This window comes from Synechococcus sp. RC10B2, from assembly GCF_047502635.1.
On record NZ_JANSHO010000064.1, the window covers coordinates 14,826 to 38,052 of the forward strand.

Here is a 23,227-nt window from a genome sequence, read left to right on the forward strand (position 1 = left end):
ATGGCGGACTCCACGATGATAGGCCAGCTCAGGTCGTTCGGCTTGCCCACAGGCGGGTCGGCTACTCCGCTGTTGCTGGCAACTCTGTTTCGGCTTCTGGATGGAAGTAGCGGTAGATCTGGCGGGCCAGCTTGGGGCCAATGCCAGGTACTTGGGCCAACTGCTCCTCAGTAGCCATCTGGATGCGGGCAAGGGAGCGAAACGCCTCCATGAGCAGCTTTTGGCGCTGCTTGCCTAGGCCAGGGATCTCCTCCAAAACAGAAGCCTGTTGGCGCAGTTTCCGCTGCTGGCGATGGTAGGCAAGGGCAAAGCGGTGGGCCTCATCCCGTAGGCGCTGCAATAGCAGGCGAGCTGGATCTTGGGGTGGCAGCCGCAGCGGCTCGGGATCCCCAGGCCGAAAGATTTCCTCCTCCCGCTTGGCCAAGGCAATGACCGGCAGGTGATCCAGCCCCAGCTCCGCCAGAACAGCCATCACTGCAGCCAGTTGCCCTTTGCCCCCGTCGATGAGCACCAAGTCCGGCTGATCCTCAGGGGTCATTTTGCTAAAGCGACGCCGCGCCACCTCGGCATGGCTGGCAAAATCGTCGGAGTGGCCAGGACGCACCTCGGGGTTGCGAATCTTGTAGCGGCGGTAGTGCTGCTTGGCTGGCAGGCCGTCGATAAACACCACCTGGCTGCCCACCGCATCGGATCCCTGAATGTGGGAAATATCGTAGGCTTCCAGGCGGCGGGGGGCTGACGGCAGATCCAAAACTTCTGCCAAGCGCTCCAGGGCTGCTGCCTCCCGGTCTGCCAAGCGCTGGCTGCGGGCTAGCTCTAGCTGGGCGTTCCGCTCCACCAGTTCGATTAGCTCGGCTTTGCTCTGCCGCTGCGGGGCAAGGAGGCTGACCTTGCGCCCCTTTTTCTGGCTCAGCCAAGATTCCAAAAAATCGCGATCCGGCAACTCATACTGGGTCAAAATCTCTGAGGGAATTTCCACCGGGTCGCAATATTGGTAATGTTCCTGCAAAACCCGCTGCAAAATAAGAGCCGGGTCGTCGCCGCGGTTTTCGGCCACAAACCCTAGCCGTCCCACCAACTTGCCCGCCCGCACCTGAAACAACTGGATGCAAGCCCGCGAGTCGTTCATGGCCAAAGCTATGGCATCGCGGCTGGCGGTAGAGTTGGGCAAAGAGACCTTCTGGGATTGGCCCAGTTGCTCTAGGCCGCGGATTTGATCCCGATAGCGCGCCGCCGCCTCATAGTTTTCTTGCTGCGCTGCCTGGGCCATTTTCTCCTTCAACTCACGGATAAGCTCGTCCGTCTGGCCTTGGAAGATCATCGCCACTTGAGCAACGGTCTTGCGATACGCTTCCGGGCTAATCAAGCCCTGACAGACACCAGGGCAACGCCCGATGTCATAGTTCAAACAGGGGCGGTCCTTGTAAAGCGGCTTGGGGCGCTGGCGCAAGGGAAAAATGCGCTTTACCAGACCGAGGGTGTAACGCAGCAGGCCCACATCGGTATAGGGCCCGTAGTACTTATCTTGATTTTGGTTGAGACGGCGGTGGCGGGTAATGTAAATCTGCGGGTAAGGCTCTGACCACGTAATGCACAAATAGGGGTATTTTTTATCCTCTTTGAGGAGAACATTGTAGGGCGGCTGATAGGTTTTAATGAGATTGTCTTCCAGGGCTAGAGCTTCGCTTTCGTTATCAGTGACGATAAACTCGATCTCGCAAACCTGAACTACCATGCGCTGAATACGAGGAGACAGGTCGCCGGTAAAGCGAAAATAGGATCGCACGCGAGATCGCAACTTTTTGGATTTGCCCACATAGAGAATCTGGTCGGTGGCATCCCGCATCAAATAGACACCAGGTTCGGCAGGAATCTCCTTAAGGCGGCTTTCTAGAACCTCAGGGTTTTGAATCAGAGGGACAGTCATACAGCTTCGCTCCAACAGGCAAAGCCAGGGATCCCAAGGCTTTCATTCAGTGATGACCAAGTCACTCCCATCTTAAAATCATCCCATCGCCCAGTTGGCTGCAGTTCATTTTCTGGCCGGCTAAGTGTAGCTATCACTCGACTGAAAAACCTCCCAAGCGTTTCGCAACGCTGCCGGGCCGCAGCCCTGCCGCCCCTAAGCCCGTTTCCTTCGGGGGAGGAGATGTGACAGACGGTTTCGCGACAGCTTGCAACGCTCCCACCGGGCACTTCCCCCTGGAGAAGGGGGAGAGGTTTTCTGTCAAGTTGTTAGAACTTGTTTGCCAAGGTCGCCTATTGAATGACTTGGCTCATGTAGTTTCTCCAAGTTTGGGCGGCGATGCTGCTGCTGCCGCGGGTGGGGCTGGCGTCGTCGTTGCCCAGCCAAATGCCGGTTACCAGAGGCGGATTGGGCGTGTAGCCGACAAAGAGCAGATCCCTGTTGGCGGTGGTGGTGCCCGTTTTGCCGGCCTCCCCGATCCCAAGGCGGGCAGCGGTGCCGGTTTTGCCCGCCTCCCCGATCCCAAGGCGGGCGGCGGTGCCGGTGCCGGAGCGGATCACCCCTTGCAATACGGCGGTCATCTGCTGGGCGACGCTCTCCGACAAAACCAGCCGCTGCGAGCGGGGATCCTCGCGACCGGGGTAGATCTCGCGGCAGGTGCGAAAGTCGTCGGGGTTGGCGCAATCGCTGCTATCCAGGATGCGGCGGATGGTGTGGGGCCTAGACCAAAGGCCGCGATTGGCCAAAGGGGCAAAGGCCGCGGTCAGCTCCAGCAGGTTCACCTCCATCGTGCCGAGAACCAGGGAAGGATAGGGCTGTAAGGGGGATTGGATGCCCATTTGCCGCGCCATGGCCACCACCCGCTCCAGCCCTACCTGTTGGGCCAGCCGCAGGGCGATCACGTTTTCGGAGAGGATCAGGCCGCGGGCCAAGTCCATGGGGGCACTTCCCGAGCGGCAGCCCTGAAAGGTGAGGTTGCCCCAAGTAAGCGGCTCACAGGAGAGCACCTGCGACAGCGGGATCCCCTGGCTGAGGGCAGCGGCATAGGCGAAGACTTTGAAGGTGGATCCGGGCTGCCGTTGGGCTTGGGTGGCACGGTTAAAGGGGCTGGCGGTGTAGTCGATCCCGCCCACGAGAGCTAGGATCTCGCCGTTGCGGCTGTCGAGGCTGACCAAGGCGCCTTGGTTGAAGCCCAGGCGGGATCCCACCTCGCGCACCGTTTGGGCCAGGGCCTGCTCCGCCAGCCGCTGGTAGGGCAAATGCAGCGTCGTCTCGATGACGAAGTTGCCCTCTGCCGAGAGATCTTGCCCCAAAAGCTGCCGCAGCTCCTGGAAGACGGTGCTGTAGAAGTAGGGGGCAACTGTCGAGGTCTGGGAGCGCAGGTTGGGGTTGAGGGTGAGGCGGCTGCGCCGGGCCCGCCGAATCTCCTCTTCCGGGAAAACTTTGAGCTCGCTGAGGCGATCCAACACCCGATCCCGGCCCCGCACGGCGGCCTCGTAGTTGGCGACGGGGTTGAAGGCGTTGGGGGCGGGCAGAATGGCGGCCAGGGTGGCGGCTTCGGAAAGGCTGAGCTGGCGGCTGGGGATCCCGAAGTAGAACTGGGCGGCGGTCTCAAAGCCGTAGAGGCCGTTGCCCAGGTAGACGTTGTTGAGGTAGAGGGTGAGGATTTCGTCTTTGCTGTAGCGCCGTTCCAGCTTGAGGGCGGCGACGGCCTCCCGCAGCTTGCGGCCAAAGGTGTTGCCTGAGCCGGTGTAGTCGCGCAAGACGGTGCGAGCCAGTTGTTGGCTGATGGAGCTGCCCCCCTGCTGCACCTCCCCGGAGCGCAGGTTGACCCAAAAGGCGCGGGCAATGCCCAGCAGATCGACCCCGAAGTGGGAGTAGAAGCGGTGATCTTCGGCGGCCACCACCACTTTGGGCAGAATCGGGCCAAAGGCTTCCAGGTTGGGCAGCTCCCGGTAGAGATCCCCCTGGTGGCGGCGCAGCTCGGTTTGCCGATCCCCGGCCAGGACGATCAGGGGGTTGCGATCGGCGGCCAGCGGCGGTTCTACTGAGAACTTGCTCCACTCATGGCCGATCCAAAGCCTCGCCCCCAGCCCCAAGAGCGCCATCAGGATCAGGCAGCCGCGCACCCCGTACACCTGCGGCGGCGGTGGATCCAACACCTGAATAACCACGCTCTCCGGATCCCGGGGCGGGCCAAGGCTGAGTCGCTGGCCGTGGCGCAGGATCACCCGCCGCACCCGCTCGGCGCCGCCAAAGGGCTTGAGGCGAAAGACGCCGTTGGTGGAGTCTTGATCTTCCAGTTGGTAGCGACCAGCGTTCCACCCCAGCCAGTAGAGGAGGGGATGCAGAGGGATCCGCCACCCCAAGCCAGGCAGACGCCAGCCCGGACGCGGGCGAATGCGGGCGTGCAGATGGCTCACCGCAGGGGCGGGGATGCGGATGGTGGCCACCGTCTGGCTGCGACCAAGAATGTCGGATCCCTGCAGGACAAACACCTGGGGAGGCTCTCCTGGGCAGGTGATCTGCAGGCGCACCGGGCGTTTGGGGGGAGCAGGCTTGAGGAGGGCCGTAGGCCCGACCGGAAAGGGCCTCGCCAGGGTCTTGAAGAAGCGAGCGACGGTGCCCCGTAGGGAATTCTTGTCTTCAGAAGCAGACATGGCTCAATCTCCCCGCAATTCGCGCGCGCGGCGCAGCAGCTCCTGCAGGGTCTGGCCGGGACGAGGGCCGGCGGCGGCTGGAGTGGCTCTGGGGGCTGGGCGGGGCTGGGCAACGGGGACGGTGGGCGGGGGATCCCAAACGGCCATGTAGAGGTGGCCCTGGGGGGTGCGCTCGACCACGCCAGACCAGGGGCCGACGCGGAACTGGACGCGCTCAGAACGGTTTTCCCGCACCGCCTGCAGTTCTCGCTGCAACTGGGGGGGCAAGGGGGCCTGCAGCATGTCTTCCAGCAGCCCTTCCGCCTGCGGGGCGGGCACGTCGTCGGCGACGGTGGCCTCGATTTGTTGCAGCGCCAGGCTGGATTCGTCGTAGGTGAGGCTCAAGTTCATGCTGCCCAAGCGGTACAGGTCGTAGACGGTGTTGGGCCGAGCGCCTCGCCCCTGCTGGCTGGGGGATCCCAGGGCGGCCCGCACCACCTCGCGGGAAGTCTGGAGAGGGAAGGCGCGCAACACCGGCCCGCTGTAGGGTTCTAGCTCCGGTGCCGGATCCCGACGGGTTGCGCCCTCGTCCTGCCCAGCACTGCTGCCAAGGATATCCGGAACGAGAACTTCAGGGGCCGTATCGGGCTGCGCCTCCGCTCCTGGGCGCTCATCCTCTAACTCCGTGGCAGCTGGCGAGGGGCGAGAGCCGGAGAGCACCGGAGCCGCAGGGCGCTGCAGCAACCGTCCCAACCCCCAACTCACCAAGGCCAAGCCCAGCAAACTGCCCCCCAAGAAGGGGATCAGGCGGGCCCAGAGCAGGGATCCCCTGTTCTCGCTGGCCATTGTCGGGGGCGCAAGCCGCAGCGTGCCGGCCGTGGCCAGGGGGGGCGCCGAGGGAAAAAGCGGGCCAGAGGGGATCGCTGGAAATTGAAGGGCAACAGCCTGGGAAGCTCCTCTGGGGGATCCCTGCGCTCTGGCTTGGATGCGCTCCAGCTCCGCCAACACATTGGCCACCGTGGGCGGACGGGCGGCCGGATCTTTGGCCAAACAACTGAGGATCAGATCCGACAAACCGGCGGGCAGCGCCAACGGCAGTCCCAGCTCTTCCAAAGGCAGGGGACGCTGCTTGTGGTGGGCCTGGTACCAGCCCGGGAAAGATTCGGTGGTAGGCTGGAGGGGCATCTGGCCGGACACCATCTGGTAGAGCATGATCCCGAAGCTGTAGATGTCGGAGCGGGCATCCAGCGGCAACCCTTCCAGTTGCTCCGGGGAGGAGTAGGCCAGCGTCCCCAGGTAGGCGTGGGTAAGGCTGAGCGACTCGCGGGTGTTGAGCAGCTTGGCAATGCCAAAGTCCACCAGCTTCGCCAGCTCCCCCAAGCTTTCGTCGGCCAGCACGATCACGTTGGCCGGCTTGAGGTCGCGGTGGATCACCTGGATCCGCTGTCCTTCCAGGAGGATCCCTTCGTGGGCTGCTTTGAGCCCCAGGCCAATTTGGCGGGCCAGCCGAAAAAAGCGCTCCAGCGGCAGAGATCCCGTCGCCAGAATGTCCTTGAGGGTTTGGCCGTTGAGGTATTCCATCACATAGAAAGGCACCCCATCGGCAGTGATGCCGTAGTCGCTTACCTTGACAATGTGCAGGCTTTTCTGGCCCAAAGCGGCGCAGGCTTTGGCTTCCCGCTCAAAGCGCAGGCGGGCCTGCTCGTCCATCGCCGGCTGGGAGAGCAGCTTAACGGCCACTTCCACCCCGCCAAAAAGCAGATCCTGGGCCAAGTAGACCCGCCCCATGCCTCCTTGCCCCAGCAGATGGGTCAGGCGATAGCGCTGGGCCAAGAGGCGACCCAAAAAGGGATCCGACGCAGTAAACATAGGGAATCGCGGCGGTAGAGAGAACAGCGCAGAGCCCCCGCAGGGATCCGGCCAGAGTGGGCTACCTCTACCATAAGCACTGGGGCCCCAATAGGCTATGCTCACCCCCGTCGATCCGGTTGCTTGGAATGTCTTTGCCCGTCGTTTACCACCCCGACTACAGCGCCCCCCTGCCGCCGGGCCATCGCTTTCCCATGCCCAAATTCCGCCTCCTGCACGAGCTGCTGCTGCGGGAAGGGGTGATCCGCCCTCAGCAAGTGCATCAGCCGGAACTCCCCCCCCTGGCTTGGATCGAATCGGTGCACACGCCAGAGTACGTGCGGGCCTACTGCGAGGGATCCCTGGAGGCCAAACTGCAGCGGCGCATCGGCCTGCCCTGGAGTCCCGAGCTGGTGCAGCGCACCTGTCGCGCGGTGGGCGGCACCGTCCTGACCGCCCAATTGGCCCTGCGCCACGGCCTGGCCTGCAACACCGCCGGCGGCACCCACCACGCCTTTCCCGCCTACGGCTCCGGCTTCTGTATTTTCAACGACCTGGCCATCGCCGCCCAAGTCCTGCTGCAGCAGGGGCTGGTGCAAAAGGTTCTGATTGTAGACCTGGATGTGCACCAGGGCGACGGCACCGCCTGGATCTTCCGCTCCGAGCCGCGGGTGTTTACCTTTTCCATGCACTGCGCCGCCAACTTCCCCGCCACCAAGCAGGCCAGCGACCTGGACGTGCCCCTGCCGGTGGGCCTGGAAGACGAAGCTTATCTGCAAACCCTGGCCGACTACCTGCCCGATCTGTTGGCTCAGGTGCGCCCGGATCTGGTGCTCTATGATGCGGGGGTGGATCCCCACCGCGAAGATCTCTTGGGCAAGCTGGCCCTCAGCGACGAGGGGCTCTTCCGCCGCGATATGCAGGTGCTGGACACCTGCTTAAAGCGAGGCTACCCCGTTGCCTGCGTTATCGGCGGCGGCTACGGCAACGACCTCGCTCAGCTTGTCTACCGCCACTCGCTCCTGCACCGGGCTGCCGGCGAAGTGTACCGGCAATACCGTCTCTAGCTGGCCGCGAACTAGGCGTATTCGGCGATCACCACCGTGATGTTGTCCCGACCGCCCCGCTCTTTGGCCGCCTCGACCAACTGGCAGGCCAGTTGATCCAAATCCTCCACCTTCAGGCAGTACTCGGCGATGACCTCGTCATCTAGCTCTTCGGTGAGCCCGTCACTACACAACAGCAGGCGATCCCCAGGGCGCATTGTAATCGGCTGAACAGCAGGCGGCCCTGCATCGGGGCGGCCCAGGCAGCGCTCGAGAATGTGGCGCCAGGGGTGCATGCGGGCTTGCGCCTGGGTCAACTCCCCTTGGCGAACCGAGCGAGCTACCAAGGTGTGATCCTCCGTCATCTGCTGCATCTCAGATCCGCGGAGGCGGTAAAGGCGAGAGTCGCCGATGTGAGCGCTCCAGCAATTGTTGTTGGGATCCACCAGAGCCACCACCACGGTGGTGCCCATGTCGGCCCGCTCCGGGTTTTCTCGTTGGTCTTTAAGAATGGCCTCGTTGGCCGCTTCTATCGCCTCGCTGAGCAGCTTGGGCGCTGGCACGGTCTGCCAACCCCGCTCAAGGCACTCGCGAATGACCTCGACCGCCAACAGGCTGGCTGTTGCTCCGGCAGCGTGCCCTCCCATGCCATCGGCAACGATGAAGTAACGTCCTTCTGGATCACAGTAGTAGGCATCCTGATTGCTGCTGCGGACCTTGCCTGGATCCGTAGCGCAGGCATATCGTCGCATCACATCAGTGGCTCTGATCCATTTGCCTTTAAGAGTACCCTGACCAGCGCCAAAGCGGCGAGAACGGCCAAAGCCAGGGTGACGATCGCTAAAGTAGCATGCCCAGCCGAAAATAGCTGGGTTGCGCTGAGAAAAAAAGTTGCAAACAACACCGCGTAGATAACTCCCCGTCCGGTGCTGTTCAGCTTGCGCAGCAAACGCTCTGCCTCGCTGGATCGCACCCGCAGGCGTAGCTCCCCCTGTTCCAGCTTGCTCAAGGTCGCTTCAAGACGGCGGGGCAAGCTGAGGCTGCTGCTGGTGAACTCTGCCGCCTGGCGGCTGACCTGGGCTAGCAGAGTCTCCGTCTCCGGTTTGCTGCCGTTCATCAGCTCCTCCGCGAAAGGCTTGGCCACTTCCAGGAAATTGAACTCCGGATCCAAGCTTTTCCCCAGCCCCTCCAACGTGGTCAGGGCCCGCATCACAAAGGTAAAGGTGGCGGGAAAGCGAAACGGCTGATCGTAGGCCAGCTCGTAGAGGTCTTCGCTGATGGCCATCACCGAGATCTCGTCGGAGCTGTTGGAAAAGGGCTTGTCCATGAAGTGATCCAACATGTACTGCACCGAGCGGCGTACTGGCGCCAGATCGGCAGTGGGCACCAACACGCCCAGCTCCACCAGCGAGGCCACCACCAGGTCGGCATTTTTGGCCACCACAGCCGCCAGCATGGCCACCAACTTTTCCTTGATGCCAGGGCGAATGCGCCCCATCATGCCGAAGTCGTAGAAGATCAGCGTGCCATCCGGCTTGACGGCAATGTTGCCAGGGTGGGGATCGGCGTGAAAAAAGCCGTCTTTGAGCAGTTGCCGCAAATAGGCCTCTGCCCCCAAGCGGGCCAAGAGCTTGCGATCCAGCCCCGCCGCGCTCAGGGCTTCGTAGTCGCTGATCTTGATCCCTGGCAGGTATTCCAGCGTCAGCAGGCGGGGGGAAGTGTAGCGCCAGTACACTTTGGGGACGGCAATTTGTGGCATGTCCCGAAAGTTGCGGCGAAAGGTGTCGGCGTTGCGGCCCTCGTTGAGGTAGTCCACTTCCTCCCAGAGGGTGCGCCGACACTCTTCGTAGATGCCGATCCAGTCGCGGCCCGGCCCGCCCCAACGGGTGTGGTACTGAAAGAACTCGGCAATACCGCGGCAGATCTCCAGATCGATCGTGAACAGGCGGGTCAGGCCCGGACGCTGCACCTTGACCACCACTTCTTCGCCGGTCTTGAGCTTGGCCCGATGCACCTGCCCCAAGCTGGCCGCCGCCAAGGGGGTGGGATCGAAATAGCTGTAGATCTGCTCAATGGGCTTGCCCAACTCTTGCTGCACGATGGCTGCCACCTGTTCGTAGCCAAAAGCAGGCACCCGATCCTGCAGCTTGGACAGCTCCTCGACGTACTCGGAGGGGAAGAGATCGGCCCGGGTGGAGAAAAACTGCCCCACCTTGATAAAAGTAGGACCGAGGTGGAGCAGCGTCTCGCGGATCCAGATGGCCCTGGCGCGGCGGCGTTTGGCTTTGCGCTCCGCTGTGGGCTGCCCCCCGTAGCTCCACGCCTGCTGATCCAGCCAGAGGTAAAACAGCCAGGTGAGCACAAATCGCCAAATATCAATGAGGCGGCCCCAGCGGGTGTAGTTTTCTCGAGCCCAACGGTAGGCGGTATAGGGCTTGGCGGGTTCGGATCCCAAAACGGCTCGGGATGGGAGTGTGCTGGCGTTCAAGCGTTTCGACTCCGATACTTCTGCAATTCGGAGCGCAACTGCGCCACCTCTGCCCGCAGGTCGTCTAGGGTTGCCTGCAGGTCTTCTGCCTTGAAGGGGGGTGCCGCCATTTCCTGGGCAGCTAGCGATGCTTCCGCCTCAGCCCGGGCCATGACATCCTGGGCAAAGGTCTGCCAGCCCTCTTGGAGCTCCGCCCACACCTTGCCCACTTCCCCGGCAAGGTCGGCAAGGGTGCTCTCCAGGCGCTCTCGCAGCACGTCGGCCACCGCCTTGCCGACAAAAAAAGCCCGCACAACTGGCTTGTTCATGTAACCCAAGTGTTAAGAAGCATCACCCAGATTATAACGAATCTTGCCCCAACCAAGCCGAAGAGCCGATCCACCCGAACGGCGTCGGATGATCGGCTTGAGAGCTTGGCAAGGGCGCAGTGGGTAGGAGGCCCAACCCTCAGCGGCGGTTGGTGGTCATGTCGGGGATCTTCAGATCGAAGACGCTGATGTTTTGCCGCGCTGCCGGCTTGGGATTGAGCATGCGGGCCATGTTGAGGAAGTTTTCCGGATCCCCGGGCTTGGGAGGCCGAGTAATCCGGTAGGTGCGCACCACTTCCCGCGTCGAGCGCTTCACGCCGGAAACATCCCGCCACCGCGCCCCGTAGCGGGGGTTGAGCAAGTTGGTCGGCTTCTCGGAAAGGCGGCGGCGCTGGTAAGGCACCACATCGTCCCCGAAGGCGGCGTTGTACTCCTCACTGTCGACAACGGCGTCGATAAAGCCGTTCAGACCGCGGGTGGCCAGGATGATGGAGTACTTGATGCGCTCCTGCTGGCTGTAGGTGGGCCGGCCCAGGAAGCGCTGGAAGGTGATCTCGACGAAGCGGTAGTTGTCGTTAGGAACCATGACCAGATCCCGGTACACCTCCGACTTGCCCAGGCCACGGATAAACTCCTTCACCGAGATCGCCCCGTTGCGCAGCTGGGACTCCAGCGCTTTTTGCCGGTAGCTCTCCAGCATCAGGTGTTCGCTGAAGATCTGCCGGTAGGCGGCGCGGATGACATTTTCGATGCCCGTCGGGTCGTCGGGGCGATAGGCGGGCGGGGTTTCGTCGCTGGGTACAAAGTAGCGCTCCACCCGCACGCTTTGCGTGGTGGGGCGATCGGCAAGCAGCGGAAGAGTCATAGGTTATGCTCCTGAGGAAACGAAACAACAAAATGGCAGGGGTTATGGTTCAGCAGCCAGCTCCTGCTGGCTTAGGCGGGCGCGTAGGGGAATCAAGGGATCCGCATCCTGCAAGGCCATTTGCAGGGCTGCCTCGACGGCAGATCGCAGGGACGCCTCTCCCAGCCGAGCCAAATCCGTCAGGGATCCGACGGCGGCATAGCGAACTCCCCAGTCGGCGTCGCCCAGGCATTGCCGCAACAGGTGCAAGGCTCGCTCTTGATCGGAGAGGGGCCGCCGTGCCGCTACCTGTCCCAGCCCACGGGCCGCCGCTCGCCGCACGCTGGGGGCGAAGTCCGCCACAATGGCTTCCGCCAAAAAGGGGTAGGCATCGCCGTGGCCGATACGGGCCAACGCCCGCACCGAATAGGCGCGCGCCCCATAGTCGAAGCCATCGATGTTGGCCAGCAAAGGCCCTACCGCCGCCTCCCCAAAGCGCAACACCTCTTCCAGCGCGGCCTCCCCCACGGCAGGGCGGTTGAAGCCAAAGGCGCGAATGAGCAGGGGGATCCCTTCCACGTGGCCCAAGGATCCCAGCGCTCTCACCACCCGCAACAGTTCTTCCGCTGAGGTGGCCTGTTCCAGTTCAGCGGCCAGTTGAGCCACAGCAGCGGGAAGCACTTGCGCAGCCGAGGAAGAGGACATAGACAACCCAGAGGCCAAGGTAAGTAAAAAACTAACGAAACATCCAAGCGAGCCAATAGGGGGGGAGAGCCCCAAGCCCTTTCACGTCTAGAACAGCCTGTCCAGTTGCGGGATGATCGCTGCTGCCACCCGATCCGGCGGCACTCGCCCTAACTGCAGCGCCACGTCGAACAGTCGCTTCAGAGCATTGATGCGCAGGTTAAGCGCCACATCGGCTGTCGCCAACAGCGGCGCCCCTGCCACCCAGCCGGATTCTGCCAGATCGAAAAGGGCCGCCTGGCGCAGGCTGAAATTGGGGTGGGCCAGCAGCGCCACCAGAACTTGGGTCAGCTCCTCGGCTTGTGTAAAGCGATAGAGCACCCAAGCGGCTGCCGAACGCACCCGCTCCGAGGGGTGGCTTAAGAAAGGCCGAATCGCCGCCTCGGCCTCGGTGGCGTTGAGCTGGCCCAGCGCCTCGATGAAGGCTTCCCAGGGCTGCTCCTGCTCCCGCGACTGCAGCAAGGCCAGCAAGGGAGCCACCGCCCGCCGGTCTCCCAACTGGGCCAGGGCATAGGCAGCCTCTTCCCGCACATGCAGATCGCTACAGCCAAGGGCCTCGATCAGGCCGGGCACGGCCCGCACGTCGCCAATTTGCCCAAGGGCTTTGGCCGCATTGCGCCGTAGCGGGTAGCCCCCCAAGGCGGTGCGATCCCGCTCATCTCGCAACGCCAACAGCAGTGGCTCTACCCCCCGCGGATCCCGAACCGTGCCCAAGTACCAAGCGGCATAGTACCGATCTTGCGGGTCATCCCCCTGCAGCCGCGCTATCGCCTGCTCCCAGGTGAGCGGCTGGGGCAGCACCGCCGTGTTGGATGTCATGGGAACCCTTGCAGAGCCGTCCATGGAATCGAGGCCACCTTGCCGATGACTGCCGTTGAGCAGAGGGATCCCTTACTCAGCAGCGCCGTTGCTCTGGGCAGGGGCCGCCGATAGAGCAGTGACCTGCACGATTTTGCCGCCCATCCGCAGAATGCGCTGCATCTCCGTGGACAGCCGGCTGTAAGGAACTGTGATGCTCATGGTACTGCGACGCACCTTAGCCGAGGTGGCCAGAGCATCGGGTGGGTTGAGCAGGCCAGTGTACTCAACCTTGTAAACCCGGCTGCCGGCTTCCGTCAAAGTTTCAGGGCCGCTGGTGCTTTGACCAAACATCGTTTTCCCCCGAGTCGAGTTCAACTTTGTGCGGCACCTGGGCACGAAGACCTCCTGACCGCCAGAGAGGCCGCAAAAGCCACCTCTAGAGGCAGAACTGTACCCAGGCACAAAAGCTTGGGAAGCAGGCAGACAACCTAGCTGGCTCGAAGAGAGCCGCGGCGCCGAAAACCTGGAAACGACCAGCTCAGCTCCACTTGGGCTGCTGCCTGCTCTGTAGGGGCACTCAATTGGAAGACGAAGAAAGAGATCGCTCCCCCAAAAACGGGATCTCTACTCTGGCATCCCTTAGCTAAGGGCGTTGATGGCGTAGTCGAAGTAAATGGCTGCTTCGTTCGCCGCTTGGCCCTTCAGCATGCCCAGAGCACGGCTCTTCATGTGCTGCAGAGCTACAATGTACCAGCTCGGGGAGAGGTTAAAGGAGCGGTTCACCTCCCGCAGGCCCGCCACCAGGTATTCATCGAGGGGGCCCGTGCCGCCTGCAACCAGCGAGTAGGTGATAAAGCGCAGGTAGTAGCCAATGTCGCGGGCACACTTGGCCTGAAACACATCGCCGTGACCCATTTCGCCCGGCTGGGTCAGGTAGGGGAAGCGCTTGAACACTTCCTGCACCGCTTCGCGCACCAGCGTTTGTTGGTTTTGGGTCAAGACACGGGCCGCTTCCAGAGAGGCAGCAGCGCGCTGGTAACGACCATTAACGGCCTGCAGCTCGCTGGCATTGAGAAAACGCCCTTGATTGTCAGCAGCGGCAATCGCTTCGGTAATGACAGTTTTCACCTTGCAACTCCTAAATGCGTTGACTGTTAGCAAAAGTCTTAGTTGAGCAGCCGGCACTCCTCCAAGTTGGGAATGCCTGTCTGCCTGTCGGAAAAAAGGGATCTAGGCGATCTCACGGAGCTTTAAAGAGGGACGACCGCTTTTAACTTAAACAATGGCGGCAGCCGCCTTGTCGAAGTAGCTGGCCACCTCGCTTTGCAGCGCCGAGCAGTCGCCAGGGGTGATGCCGTTCGGATCCATGATCTTGGCCAGGGCTTCCTTCTTCATGGCCGCAATGGCGTTGGCCATGGAGCTGGTGGGCACCCCCAGCGCAATGTAGGTCTCCCGCAGGCCGTTGAGGCAGCGATCTTCCAGCACCGAGCTATCCCCCGCCAAGGTGGCGTAGGTGATGTAGCGCAAGATGATCTCCATGTCCCGCAGGCAGGCGGCCATGCGACGGTTGGTGTAGGCATTACCGCCAGGGGCGATCAGATCCGGCTCCTGGGCAAACAGGGAACGAGCCGCGTTGGTTACGATTTGGGCGGCGTTGCTGGTCATGCGGTTGACAGCATCCAGGCGTTTGTTGCCTTCTGCCACCAAAGCCGCCAGACGGTCGAAGTCTTGATCACTTAAAAAGGCACCGCGTGCATCTGCCTGAGCGATCACCCGGGTAAAGGCGTCTTGCATGATGGATCTCCTTCTGGTCTTTCCAAAAAGCGATGGGCGACTGGCTGAACCTCTCAAAAGTGGGATCCCAAACTCTGTTGTTTGCGGGATCCTCCTTGCCCAAAAACCGGGGATCCTGTGGAGCGGGTTGCTCAAAACTACCCCCACCGAAGCCCCAGATTTTGAGACAGGTCAAGAACCTCTGCGACTTTCAGACAGCCGAGCATCCAGGTCAATTTTATAGCGTGGGAGGGATGAGTGTTTTGTGAAGATTTACAAATAAACAGGCACCAGAGTGTCTGCTTGGCCGCCAATCCTCTGGCTCTGTTGGGTCAGCAGGCCAGAAACTGGTCGGCGAGGGCAGTAAAAAAATGTAAACATTCGTTTCACTTGTTTTGAGATAAAGGCAAGCCTCTTGCCCACACACTGCAGCAGTCAATGTTGCGGGGTACCTATGCCTTGCAGGGCAGCTTTGAGATCCCGGCAGAAGTGGGCAATTTGTTGCAGCCCTTGGGCGGGGGTGGGGGCCTTGGCCAGCCGTTGCACAAAGGCACTGCCCACGATCGCCGCATCCGCTCCCCAGAGAGCAATCTGGCGGGCCTGGTCGGGGGTGGAGATGCCGAAGCCTACCCCAATCGGCAGGGAGGTGTATTGGCGCAGTTGCTGCAGCAAGGCCGGGATCCGCTGCTCCAGGGTGGCCCGTTCGCCGGTGACGCCGGTGGTGCTGACCAGGTAGATAAAGCCGCTGGACTGTTGGGCAATACGGCGCATTCGCTCGGCGGGGCTGGTGGGGGCCACCAGCAGGATGAGGTCGATCCCCTCCGCCTGCGTTGCTTCCCGCAGGGATCCGGCCTCTTCCAGGGGCAGGTCGGGGACGACCAAGCCGGCACAGCCGGCCTGGCGCAGTTGCCGCACAAAGGTGGGGATGCCGAGCTGGTGGATGGGGTTGTAGTAGGTGAACAGGACGAGGGGAGCCCGCAGCGAGAGGCCCCGCAAGCCCTGCAAGATGTCGCCCAAGGTGACGCCCCGGCTGAGGGCGCGGGTGGCTGCTGCCTGGATCACCGGCCCATCGGCCAGGGGATCCGAATAGGGCACCCCCAACTCGATGAGGTCGGCGCCGTTCTCCTCCAAAACTTGCAGGGCCGCAAAGGTGGTTTCCAAGTTGGGATCCCCGGCGGTGAGGTAGGGGATGAGGGCGGCTTCGCCGCGGCTGCGCAGCGCCTGAAAACACGCGGTGATCCGGCTGGGCATGGGATCTGTCCAAGCTGAGGAGATGGAGAGCACCCCCTACTGTAGCGCCTGCCCTAGGGGAGGGGCACAAAATCGTAGCCGGTGCCGGAGCGGTTGCCCCGTTCAATGCGCACCAGCACATGGGGAGCATCGCGGTCGCCGGAGGGCAAAAAGCGCACCTCCCCGGAAGCGCCGTCTGGCAAGCGGAAGTTGGGGTCGCCCAGGGCAGTGAGAATGCCGCTGCGGCTGGGGGATCCCTGCCGAATAGCCTGGAGAAAAACACGGGTGGCGTCGTAGGCCAGTGCCGTGCGCCAACTCACCTGCCCTCCCCACATCTGGGCTGCCTTCTGGGCAAAGCCGCGGTTGCGGGGCACGTCGGGATGCCAGGGCACCGCCACCACCAGCCCCTCTACTGCTGCCCCCCCTTCCTTGAGGGTGGTGAGACTAAACAGCACATCCCCCCCCACCAGGGCGAGGGGCTGGCCAAGGGCAGCGTTCTCGCGGGCAACGGCCAGCGCTTTTTCGGCCACGGAAGCCGTGGGCGCCAAGAAAGCCGCCTGAGATCCCTGCCCCAGAGCTGTCTGCAGGCTGGCCTGGGGGTTGAAATCGGCTGCCGACAGGTCGAAGGTCGCCAGCACAACGCCCCCTTCGCTGGTCAGGGTAGCGGCAAAGGCGTCGCGCAGGCTGGTGCTGTAGGCGCTGTTGGGGTTGTAGAAGATGGCCACCCTCTGCAGGCGCAGTTTGTTAAGGACATAGCGGGCCAGTTGCGTGCCAGCAATCTGGTCGGAGGGGACGGTGCGAAAGATGGCGTTCCCCAGCAGGCTGATGCGGGTGCTGGTGGAGGTGGAGGAGATCATGGCCAGGCCGGCAGACTGATAGATCTCAGCCGCCGCCAGGGTGGCATCGCTGGCGTTGTGGCCGATCACCCCCAGGATCTCGGGCTGGCCCACCAGGGCTTTGGCCACTGCCGCCGCTCGCTCTGGGTTATCCCCGTCGTCGGCAATCACCACCCGCAGCAGCCGCCCTGCAATACCCCCTTGCTGAAATAGCTCCTCTTGGGCCTGGGCCACGCCGCGCAGGGTCTCCTTGGCGCGGTTGGGGTTGCTGGAGATGGGCACCACCACGGCTATGCTCAAGGGGTTGCCCTGCTGCTGGGCGCGGGCGTTGTTGAGGAAAATGCGAGCTTCCGGGTCGTTGCGGTTGTTCTGTAGCCCCATCTCTAGGAGCGGGATCGCCGCGCCGAAATTGCCCTGGCGCAACAGCTCTGCTGCAGCCACGGCGGCGGGACTGCTATCGGCAAACAGGGTGCGCTCGCCGCTGGTTAAGAGCAGATCTTGGGCCCTACCGCCCAACCCTGGCAGAGGGATCCCTTCTGGCCAGCGGATGTAGCCCGCCTGCCAGGCGCGATGACCACCCCAGAGGAGCAATAGCCCTAGGGCAATGTAGACGATAGGGGGTGGAGACTTCGCAGCCATGGGCCCCAAGGAAGAGAACAGCAGAATCCGGACAGCAGGGGTACCGCTCACGCCTTCAGGAAGCTCTTGGACCCCCCCTCTTCAAGGATCTTCAAGAACTTTCTTGAAGCATACGCTAAGGATCGGGACGGTAGGAAGGGCTGTTGCGGTATTGGCGCTCCAGTTGCTCCACAATGGAAACAGGAACAGATGGGGTTGCCGGGGGCTCTTCTGGAGGTGCGCCGGCCTGTGGCTCGGTCTCCAAGTTAGCCGGCTGAGAGGTGGCCCAAACGACTCCTGCGATCAGCAAAAGAACCAAAGCGGCAGCGTAAAGAAATGCGGCAATGGCCATTGGGGCAAGACTCTAGCTTTCCCTTTCCATGATAGAGTCCCATGATAGAGGTTGTCGAAAACCCTTTGCCTCAGGATCCGCTCGAGCAAGCCCTGTGGGACTGGCACCGGGGCCAGGCGAGGGGATCCCTGCTCTTGCACGCCTACAGCGCCGAGGGGATCCCGCTGGCAGAGGAGCCCCAGGTGGTCTCGCCGGAGGTGTTCTTCACCCAAGAGCTGCCGGAGGTGGAGGCCCTGGCCTTAGAGCTCTGCCGCGGTCGGGTGCTGGACATTGGCGCCGGCACGGGCCGCCACAGCCTGCTGTTGCAGGAGGAGGGGTTTGCCGTAGCCGCCCTGGATCGCTCGCCGGTGGCGTTGCAGATCATGGCCGAACGGGGGGTGCATTGCCGCATCGCCGCCGACCTGTTCCACTGGGAGGGGCCGGAAGAGCCCTTCGATACGCTGCTGCTGCTGATGAACGGCGCCGGCCTGGTGGGATCCCTGGCGGGGTTGGAGCGCTTTTTAAGCTTGGCCCGCCACTGGGTTCAGCCCACCGGCCAGTTGCTTGTGGATTCCACCGATCTAGCCGATCTCAGTGAAGAGGGCGACGCGGCGGATCTGCCGCAGGTAGAAAGTTCAGCTAATTCTGAAGCCGAGGATCGGGAGAAGGGGAGAGACTGCAGAACAGCGGGCGAGGCAAAAGCCAGGGTGGTGAACTTTGTGGCCGAGTACGGCGGGCAGCGCGGGGATCCCTTTCCCTGGCTGTTTGTGGATCCGGAAACCCTGCTGCGCTGTGCCCACGCCAACGGCTGGCAGGGACAAATTCTCTACCAAGAGCCGGAGGGGGCCTTTCTGGCACGGCTTGCGCCTCTCTAAGCGCAGCCCCTTAGTGGGAAAGGATCTGCGACAAGAAAAGGCGAGAACGCTCTTCCTTGGGGTTGCTGAAAAACTCTTGGGGGGTGTTTTCTTCCACGATCTTGCCGCGGTCGAAGAAGACAATCCGATCCGCCACCTCGCGGGCAAAGCTCATCTCGTGGGTTACACACACCATGGTCATGCCCGAGCGGGCCAGCTCCCGCATCACGTCCAGCACCTCTTTGACCATCTCCGGATCCAAGGCCGAGGTGGGCTCATCGAAGAGCATCACCGCCGGATTTATGGCCAAAGCGCGGGCAATCGCCACCCGCTGCTGCTGCCTCCCCGAAAGTTGACCAGGATACTTCTCGGCTTGCTCGGCGATCCCCACTCGTCTCAACACCTCCATAGCCCGTTCAACTGCCTCGGCCTTTTTCTATCTATTTCTATGAGCGCAACTGCTGAAGCGAGTGGAGCTAGCTTTCTGGCCCGCCATCGGCGGAACATCGCTGTCTCTCTGGCCCATCGTCTAGAAGCAGCCAGGGCAGCCAACAACACCCACCTGCTGGAGTTGCTGGAACAGGAGCAACGGCAACCAGCAGCAGAGTCCAGCGGCAGGGATCCCTCTGTTTCGGGTCTATGGCGCCACCTTTGGGAGGGTCTGAGCATCGGTTATCGGGCTTTAGGCGGAGGTGGGATCCGCTTGTTAGGATTGACCTAAATCACGGGAGAGGCGCGGGGATGGTTTGGCAATTGCTGACGTGGCCGGCCCAGAGCTTGCTGTGGTTGGCGGAGCAGATTCGCGAGCGGGCCGAGGCACAACTCGACAGCAAAGAAAACCTCCAGAAAGAACTCACCGCTCTCCAGATTCAGCTCGATCTGGGGGAGATCGATGAAGAGACCTATAGCCAGCGAGAAGAGGAGATCCTGCTGGCTCTGGAAGCCCTGGCCCAGGCCGAAGCCGGCAGTGCCGACGAGGATCCCTGAGTTCTGCGGGGGATCAGAACATGGGAGAATAAGCTCTGGTTGACCTCATTTTCCTACCCTGGGTTGCTTTCCATGGCCGAATCCCGCGAAACCTTAGTGCTCCGCGACGAGCAGAACCAGCCTCTGAAATGCGAGATCCTGAGGCAGGTGGTCATTGAGGAACAAGCCTATGCACTGGCCACGCCCGTGGACGCCGTGATCAAAGTTCTGGTTTGGGAGGGGGAAGAAGAGCCCGGCCAAGCGGTGAACGGAGATGCGGACATGGAAGGGATCCTGGATGAGCCGGATCCAGAGGAGCTCCAGGCTGCTATCCCCACCATCCAGGCCGTCTTGGAGGAGTTGAACTTGACTCTGCAGCAAAACGGCTTCGACATCCTGACGGTGCAGGGAGAGTTGCCCCCTGTTGAAGAGGAAGATGTGTTCGAGCTGGGCGAAAGCGAGGAAGATGCCCAGGAATTCCAACTGCTGGCTACCTTCTTCTACAAAGACAAGAAATACGGCATCTTTACGCCCCTCGACCCAGTTCTGGTCTACGTGGCCCTGCCTGACGAGGGGGATCCCTACCTACTGAACCCAGAGGACTCGCCAGCCCTGTTCGACCAACTCAATGCTGTGCTGCTCGATCTGGACGAGGTAGTGGAAGAGGAGGAGTACGATGATGAAGAATATGACGATGAAGACGAGGACTAGGCAGCTCGGGGTTTCTGCCTGAGAATTGAAGGCACCTGGGCCAAAAAGCCCAAAGGTGGAAGTACCAAGCCTCTTGCCCCAATGCAGCCCCTTGGTTGCCGCTCAAGTCGATTGGGCGGAGTCTTTTTGTTGCCAGCGCCAGCTAGGGGAGCGGAAGATAATGGAAGGAGGCCCTCGTTCAGTTCCCCAGGCGTTGCCCGATCCCAAGGAGCAGCAGGGATGCAACCGGTTGACCTGACCACCCTCCGTGCTGTGCTGGCAGATCTAAAAGGGGCTGAGGCCGGGGGGGATCCCTTGCTGCCTGCCCGCGTGGAGTGGATCCAGCAGACGGATCTGTGGACGGTGGTGATTGGCCTGCGCACCCTCAAGGCGCGTCCTTGCTTGCTACTGTCTTGGCATCCTCAGGCGGCCCGAGTTCACCTCTGTCAGGCTCCCCCCAAGGAAGCAGAGGACTTGCCCTTTAGCCAACACCTGCAACGGCACCTGCGGGGTTTGGCGCTGACGGAGCTGGCGCTGCTGGACGAGTGGGAGCGGGTGATTGACTTTCGCTTTGCCCCTCGCCCCGCGGATCCCCCTCAACGCCACCTTTATCTGGAAGTGATGGGCAAGTACAGCAACGCCATCTTGGTGGACGAGGGGGGCATGATCTTGGCCTGCGGCCACGGGGTAAGCGAGCGACAGTCGCGGGTACGGCCGGTGCAGCCAGGTCTACTTTACGAAGCTCCCCCTGCCCTAAGCGATCCCATCCCCCAGCGAGCCGAGCCCTTCTCCCAGTGGCAAGAGCGTCTTGCCCTAATCCCTGGCCCCATTGCTCAGCGGCTGCTGCGCTGCTACCGCGGCCTGAGCCGGCATTTGGCAGAGGCCATGTGCCTGCAGGCCGGGATCCCACCCCAAACCCCCAGCAACCAACTCTCGCCCCAGGAGTGGCAGGCCCTGTTTTTTTGGTGGCAGGACTGGCTGGCCCGCCTGGAAACGGCTCAGTTTAAGCCGGCCCTTACCCCCCAGGGGTACACTGTTCTCGGCTGGAGGGGCTCTGGCGGGGATCCCTCTACACCCAACTTGCATCAGCTCCTGGAAGCCTACTACCAAGCCCAGCTCAACCGCGAACGCTTTGAGCGAGAGCGGCAGCGCCTGGGGCAAAAGCTGGCTGCCCTGCTGAAAAAACTCCGCCAGCGGCAAGAGCACTTCGAGAGGATGCTGGCCGACTCGGCCCAAGCGGAAGCCTCCAAGCAGGCTGCCGATCTGCTCATGGCCCATCTCCACCTCTGGCGGCCAGGGCTGAGCTTGATGGAGCTGCCAGACTTTTTTAGCGGCCAGATGGTCAAGATCCCGCTGGATCCGGAGAAAAACGCTGTTCTCAACGCCCAGGCCTACTACCGCAAGCACCGCAAACAAAAACGAGCCCAGGAGGCCGTCCAGCCCTTGCTAGAAGCTGTAGCGCAAGAGATCCGCTACCTGGAGCAGGTGGAAGCGACCCTGCAGCATCTGGGAACCTATCGGGATCCCCAGGACTTGGCCGCCCTTCGAGAAGTTGAGACCGAGCTGATTCAACAAGGCTACCTAGAGAGCCCCAGCCGGGCAGAGGGATCCAGACGGGCCTCTTCAGCCAGCTTCAACCCCTATCGCTTCACTAGCCCCAGCGGCTTCTCCATCTGGGTGGGGCGCAACAACTGGCAAAATGATCGGCTGACCTTCCGCGTGGCCCAAGACCAAGATTGGTGGTTTCACGCCCAAGAGATCCCCGGTAGCCACGTGCTGTTGCGCCTGCCTCCGGGCGCGGTGGCCGAAAGTGAAGATCTGCAGGCGGCTGCCGATCTGGCGGCGTATTTTAGCCGCGGTCGCTTCAGCGACCAGGTACCGGTGGTGTATACCCGCCCTAAGTGCGTCTTCAAACCCAAGGGATCCCCACCCGGCATGGTGGTTTACCAGCAGGAGCAGGTGCTGTGGGGCCGTCCCAGCCGTGCCCAGTTGCTTGTGGAAAAGGAGGGGGCGCCCAAGCCGGAGGTTCCAGCAGAGCTACAGCCCTCTACTTGGGGTTGACTACGGATCCCATAAACAGCACAGTTTGCGCCTCCCGGTTGGCTCCGGAGGCCACAATGGCAAACCAGAAGGGGCGATCTGCTACGAACTGGAAGGGCTCTTGCCGGTCGCTGGCGGTGCGGGAGACGATGACCCCGGTGGCGGCTGCCGCCCCGGATCCCTTTTCATCTACTTCGATGGCCGCCTTGTGCAAGACTCTACTGACCTGCGTCGGCTCTGGGGTCATCTGGCTGAAATCGGCCTGAGGGGAAAAGGCGATCCCCAGGCCCAACTGTTGCAAAGCCGGCACCAGATCGGTTTCGTAGGCCAGCTTAAACTTGGGGAGCCGCAGCGAGCCGGGGCGGGTGGGCAGGGATCCCGTCCATTCTTGCCAAGTTTCTGGGCTGAGCTCCTGTCGCAGGGCTTCCAGGCTCACCCCTGGCTTGGGCAGCAGGATCACCATAGCCAGTTCCCCTTCCCCATAGGGCAGGCGCACCACCTGGAGCTGCTCGGTCTCCCGGTAGCCGTAGCGACCGGATTGGGCCATCAGCGGCACTTGGACACGGCGGCCATCTGGGCGGGTAAAGGGCTGGGGCTCTGTCAGGGCCGGATCGAAGGGTTGGGTCCACTCTCCCTTGAAGTAAATGGCGTTGAGCAAAACCAGCCTGTCTTCCCGGCTGAGGCGATCCACGATGCGGTCGATCTGGCCCTGGGTGCGCTCGGCTACCCAACGGTTAATCGCCTGCACCGTCTGGCGGGATCCCAGCTCCACCCGATTGGCCACTGCTTGGTAATAGGTGGCCAGCGCCTGCAAAAAGGGAGGCCGCAGGGTGAGGGTTTGATCGACCCAAAGGCCGTTGGCAATTTGCACCTGGATCGGCCCTTCTGCTTGGGATCGCTCCACCAGCCAGCGCGCCATCTGGGCATTGGTCCAGTTCAACTCATGGAGGGAGAGGTCTTGGGCCTCCAGCACCTCGGCCATGGCCGCCTGCGTTTCCCCAGCGGCGCCGTTGTACAGCATGCTCAGAGCCAAGTGAATGCTCAAAGGAGAGAAAAAGAGGTTCTCTTGCGGCTGCTGCTGGAGCAGGCGATCAAACAGCTTTAGCGCAAAGCGACTTTGGGCTTGTTGGGCCACAGCCTCTTCTCCATAGCCTTCCCCATAGGTCACGGTCGGCTCAAACGGGATCCGCACCGGGGCCTCCTGG

The 23,227-nt window shown here is 62.3% G+C and carries 22 protein-coding genes and 1 pseudogene; 6 read left to right on the forward strand and 17 right to left on the reverse strand.

The window, feature by feature from the left end:
• Positions 1 to 61: 61 nt before the first annotated feature.
• The 3 genes from uvrC to NW855_RS09405 all read right to left on the reverse strand — a co-directional run bounded on the left by uvrC (position 62) and on the right by NW855_RS09405 (position 6,474).
• Entirely contained in the window at positions 62 to 1,927 is a 1,866-nt protein-coding gene (gene uvrC / locus NW855_RS09395) for an excinuclease ABC subunit UvrC (protein WP_414508696.1), read from the reverse strand.
• A gap of 332 nt (positions 1,928 to 2,259) precedes the next feature.
• On the reverse strand, positions 2,260 to 4,626 hold the full coding sequence (locus NW855_RS09400; RefSeq protein ID WP_414508697.1) for a transglycosylase domain-containing protein: 2,367 nt from the start codon (positions 4,624 to 4,626) through the stop codon (positions 2,260 to 2,262).
• 3 nt (positions 4,627 to 4,629) lie between these two features.
• The gene (locus NW855_RS09405; RefSeq protein ID WP_011429124.1) at positions 4,630 to 6,474 is read right to left on the reverse strand and encodes a serine/threonine-protein kinase; all 1,845 of its coding nucleotides are present in this window, start codon (positions 6,472 to 6,474) and stop codon (positions 4,630 to 4,632) included.
• Between the two features lie 128 nt (positions 6,475 to 6,602).
• Between NW855_RS09405 and NW855_RS09410 the strand changes: the two genes are divergently transcribed.
• Positions 6,603 to 7,520 carry a histone deacetylase gene (locus NW855_RS09410; RefSeq protein ID WP_011429126.1) on the forward strand — a complete coding sequence of 306 codons (918 nt, stop codon included), beginning with the start codon at positions 6,603 to 6,605 and terminating at the stop codon, positions 7,518 to 7,520.
• 11 nt (positions 7,521 to 7,531) lie between these two features.
• On the opposite strand, the gene NW855_RS09415 is transcribed toward NW855_RS09410, so the two are convergent.
• The 12 genes from NW855_RS09415 to NW855_RS09470 all read right to left on the reverse strand — a co-directional run bounded on the left by NW855_RS09415 (position 7,532) and on the right by NW855_RS09470 (position 17,493).
• A complete protein-coding gene (locus NW855_RS09415; RefSeq protein WP_011429127.1) occupies positions 7,532 to 8,251 on the reverse strand; it encodes a Stp1/IreP family PP2C-type Ser/Thr phosphatase in 720 nt (239 codons plus the stop codon).
• A complete protein-coding gene (locus tag NW855_RS09420; protein ID WP_240530505.1) occupies positions 8,251 to 9,954 on the reverse strand; it encodes an ABC1 kinase family protein in 1,704 nt (567 codons plus the stop codon). Before NW855_RS09420 ends, NW855_RS09415 begins: the two co-directional genes overlap by 1 nt.
• Positions 9,955 to 9,983: 29 nt before the next feature.
• Complete coding sequence (locus NW855_RS09425; RefSeq protein WP_414508698.1) at positions 9,984 to 10,295, reverse strand: DUF6825 family protein; 312 nt, start codon at positions 10,293 to 10,295, stop codon at positions 9,984 to 9,986.
• 139 nt (positions 10,296 to 10,434) lie between these two features.
• Entirely contained in the window at positions 10,435 to 11,160 is a 726-nt protein-coding gene (locus tag NW855_RS09430) for a phycobilisome rod-core linker polypeptide (RefSeq protein ID WP_011429130.1), read from the reverse strand.
• A 42-nt stretch (positions 11,161 to 11,202) separates the two neighbouring features.
• Positions 11,203 to 11,844, reverse strand: coding sequence for a HEAT repeat domain-containing protein (locus tag NW855_RS09435; protein WP_414508699.1), 642 nt, complete (start codon positions 11,842 to 11,844; stop codon positions 11,203 to 11,205).
• Positions 11,845 to 11,931: 87 nt separating this feature from the next.
• Entirely contained in the window at positions 11,932 to 12,702 is a 771-nt protein-coding gene (locus NW855_RS09440) for a HEAT repeat domain-containing protein (protein WP_228375394.1), read from the reverse strand.
• Between the two features lie 72 nt (positions 12,703 to 12,774).
• Positions 12,775 to 13,035, reverse strand: coding sequence for a phycobilisome linker polypeptide (locus NW855_RS09445; protein WP_011429133.1), 261 nt, complete (start codon positions 13,033 to 13,035; stop codon positions 12,775 to 12,777).
• A gap of 288 nt (positions 13,036 to 13,323) precedes the next feature.
• Entirely contained in the window at positions 13,324 to 13,812 is a 489-nt protein-coding gene (locus NW855_RS09450) for a phycocyanin subunit alpha (protein WP_011429135.1), read from the reverse strand.
• Between the two features lie 147 nt (positions 13,813 to 13,959).
• Positions 13,960 to 14,478 carry a phycocyanin subunit beta gene (locus tag NW855_RS09455; RefSeq protein WP_011429136.1) on the reverse strand — a complete coding sequence of 173 codons (519 nt, stop codon included), beginning with the start codon at positions 14,476 to 14,478 and terminating at the stop codon, positions 13,960 to 13,962.
• A gap of 414 nt (positions 14,479 to 14,892) precedes the next feature.
• Entirely contained in the window at positions 14,893 to 15,708 is an 816-nt protein-coding gene (trpA, locus tag NW855_RS09460) for a tryptophan synthase subunit alpha (protein ID WP_011429138.1), read from the reverse strand.
• Between the two features lie 53 nt (positions 15,709 to 15,761).
• The gene (locus NW855_RS09465; protein ID WP_011429139.1) at positions 15,762 to 17,162 is read right to left on the reverse strand and encodes an ABC transporter substrate-binding protein; all 1,401 of its coding nucleotides are present in this window, start codon (positions 17,160 to 17,162) and stop codon (positions 15,762 to 15,764) included.
• A 115-nt stretch (positions 17,163 to 17,277) separates the two neighbouring features.
• Positions 17,278 to 17,493 (reverse strand): hypothetical protein, encoded by a 216-nt coding sequence (locus NW855_RS09470; RefSeq protein WP_011429140.1) that lies wholly within the window; start codon positions 17,491 to 17,493, stop codon positions 17,278 to 17,280.
• Positions 17,494 to 17,534: 41 nt separating this feature from the next.
• Between NW855_RS09470 and NW855_RS09475 the strand changes: the two genes are divergently transcribed.
• On the forward strand, positions 17,535 to 18,347 hold the full coding sequence (locus tag NW855_RS09475) for a class I SAM-dependent methyltransferase (protein WP_011429142.1): 813 nt from the start codon (positions 17,535 to 17,537) through the stop codon (positions 18,345 to 18,347).
• Positions 18,348 to 18,357: 10 nt separating this feature from the next.
• Here the strand turns inward: NW855_RS09475 and NW855_RS09480 are convergent.
• Positions 18,358 to 18,759, reverse strand: a pseudogene (locus NW855_RS09480) (amino acid ABC transporter ATP-binding protein); the annotation flags it as partial.
• A gap of 15 nt (positions 18,760 to 18,774) precedes the next feature.
• Between NW855_RS09480 and NW855_RS09485 the strand changes: the two are divergent.
• The 4 genes from NW855_RS09485 (at position 18,775) to NW855_RS09500 (ending at position 22,043) form a co-directional block, all read left to right on the forward strand.
• Positions 18,775 to 19,047 carry a hypothetical protein gene (locus NW855_RS09485; protein ID WP_099834698.1) on the forward strand — a complete coding sequence of 91 codons (273 nt, stop codon included), beginning with the start codon at positions 18,775 to 18,777 and terminating at the stop codon, positions 19,045 to 19,047.
• A 20-nt stretch (positions 19,048 to 19,067) separates the two neighbouring features.
• Positions 19,068 to 19,313 carry a gas vesicle protein GvpG gene (locus NW855_RS09490; protein WP_011429145.1) on the forward strand — a complete coding sequence of 82 codons (246 nt, stop codon included), beginning with the start codon at positions 19,068 to 19,070 and terminating at the stop codon, positions 19,311 to 19,313.
• Between the two features lie 72 nt (positions 19,314 to 19,385).
• Positions 19,386 to 20,003: a DUF3727 domain-containing protein gene (locus NW855_RS09495; RefSeq protein WP_011429146.1), complete on the forward strand. Its 618-nt coding sequence runs from the start codon at positions 19,386 to 19,388 to the stop codon at positions 20,001 to 20,003.
• A gap of 219 nt (positions 20,004 to 20,222) precedes the next feature.
• Positions 20,223 to 22,043, forward strand: a complete 1,821-nt coding sequence (locus NW855_RS09500; protein ID WP_011429147.1) for an NFACT family protein — start codon at positions 20,223 to 20,225, stop codon at positions 22,041 to 22,043.
• Here NW855_RS09500 and NW855_RS09505 read toward each other — a convergent pair.
• A complete protein-coding gene (locus NW855_RS09505; RefSeq protein WP_414508700.1) occupies positions 22,030 to 23,214 on the reverse strand; it encodes a serpin family protein in 1,185 nt (394 codons plus the stop codon). The two genes, NW855_RS09500 and NW855_RS09505, sit on opposite strands and share 14 nt — an antisense overlap.
• Positions 23,215 to 23,227: the final 13 nt, after the last annotated feature.

Coding starts and splice junctions, on each gene's coding strand:
- NW855_RS09490 (WP_011429145.1), top strand. CDS start 19,068: ATGGTTTGGCAATTGCTGACGTGGCCGGCCCAGAGCTTGCTGTGGTTG.
- NW855_RS09465 (WP_011429139.1), bottom strand. CDS start 17,162: ATGGCTGCGAAGTCTCCACCCCCTATCGTCTACATTGCCCTAGGGCTA.
- NW855_RS09405 (WP_011429124.1), bottom strand. CDS start 6,474: ATGTTTACTGCGTCGGATCCCTTTTTGGGTCGCCTCTTGGCCCAGCGC.
- NW855_RS09495 (WP_011429146.1), top strand. CDS start 19,386: ATGGCCGAATCCCGCGAAACCTTAGTGCTCCGCGACGAGCAGAACCAG.
- trpA (WP_011429138.1), bottom strand. CDS start 15,708: ATGCCCAGCCGGATCACCGCGTGTTTTCAGGCGCTGCGCAGCCGCGGC.
- NW855_RS09400 (WP_414508697.1), bottom strand. CDS start 4,626: ATGTCTGCTTCTGAAGACAAGAATTCCCTACGGGGCACCGTCGCTCGC.
- NW855_RS09445 (WP_011429133.1), bottom strand. CDS start 13,035: ATGTTTGGTCAAAGCACCAGCGGCCCTGAAACTTTGACGGAAGCCGGC.
- NW855_RS09435 (WP_414508699.1), bottom strand. CDS start 11,844: ATGTCCTCTTCCTCGGCTGCGCAAGTGCTTCCCGCTGCTGTGGCTCAA.
- NW855_RS09425 (WP_414508698.1), bottom strand. CDS start 10,295: ATGAACAAGCCAGTTGTGCGGGCTTTTTTTGTCGGCAAGGCGGTGGCC.
- NW855_RS09500 (WP_011429147.1), top strand. CDS start 20,223: ATGCAACCGGTTGACCTGACCACCCTCCGTGCTGTGCTGGCAGATCTA.
- NW855_RS09410 (WP_011429126.1), top strand. CDS start 6,603: ATGTCTTTGCCCGTCGTTTACCACCCCGACTACAGCGCCCCCCTGCCG.
- NW855_RS09470 (WP_011429140.1), bottom strand. CDS start 17,493: ATGGCCATTGCCGCATTTCTTTACGCTGCCGCTTTGGTTCTTTTGCTG.
- NW855_RS09485 (WP_099834698.1), top strand. CDS start 18,775: ATGAGCGCAACTGCTGAAGCGAGTGGAGCTAGCTTTCTGGCCCGCCAT.
- NW855_RS09455 (WP_011429136.1), bottom strand. CDS start 14,478: ATGCAAGACGCCTTTACCCGGGTGATCGCTCAGGCAGATGCACGCGGT.
- uvrC (WP_414508696.1), bottom strand. CDS start 1,927: ATGACTGTCCCTCTGATTCAAAACCCTGAGGTTCTAGAAAGCCGCCTT.
- NW855_RS09440 (WP_228375394.1), bottom strand. CDS start 12,702: ATGACATCCAACACGGCGGTGCTGCCCCAGCCGCTCACCTGGGAGCAG.
- NW855_RS09415 (WP_011429127.1), bottom strand. CDS start 8,251: ATGCGACGATATGCCTGCGCTACGGATCCAGGCAAGGTCCGCAGCAGC.
- NW855_RS09430 (WP_011429130.1), bottom strand. CDS start 11,160: ATGACTCTTCCGCTGCTTGCCGATCGCCCCACCACGCAAAGCGTGCGG.
- NW855_RS09475 (WP_011429142.1), top strand. CDS start 17,535: ATGATAGAGGTTGTCGAAAACCCTTTGCCTCAGGATCCGCTCGAGCAA.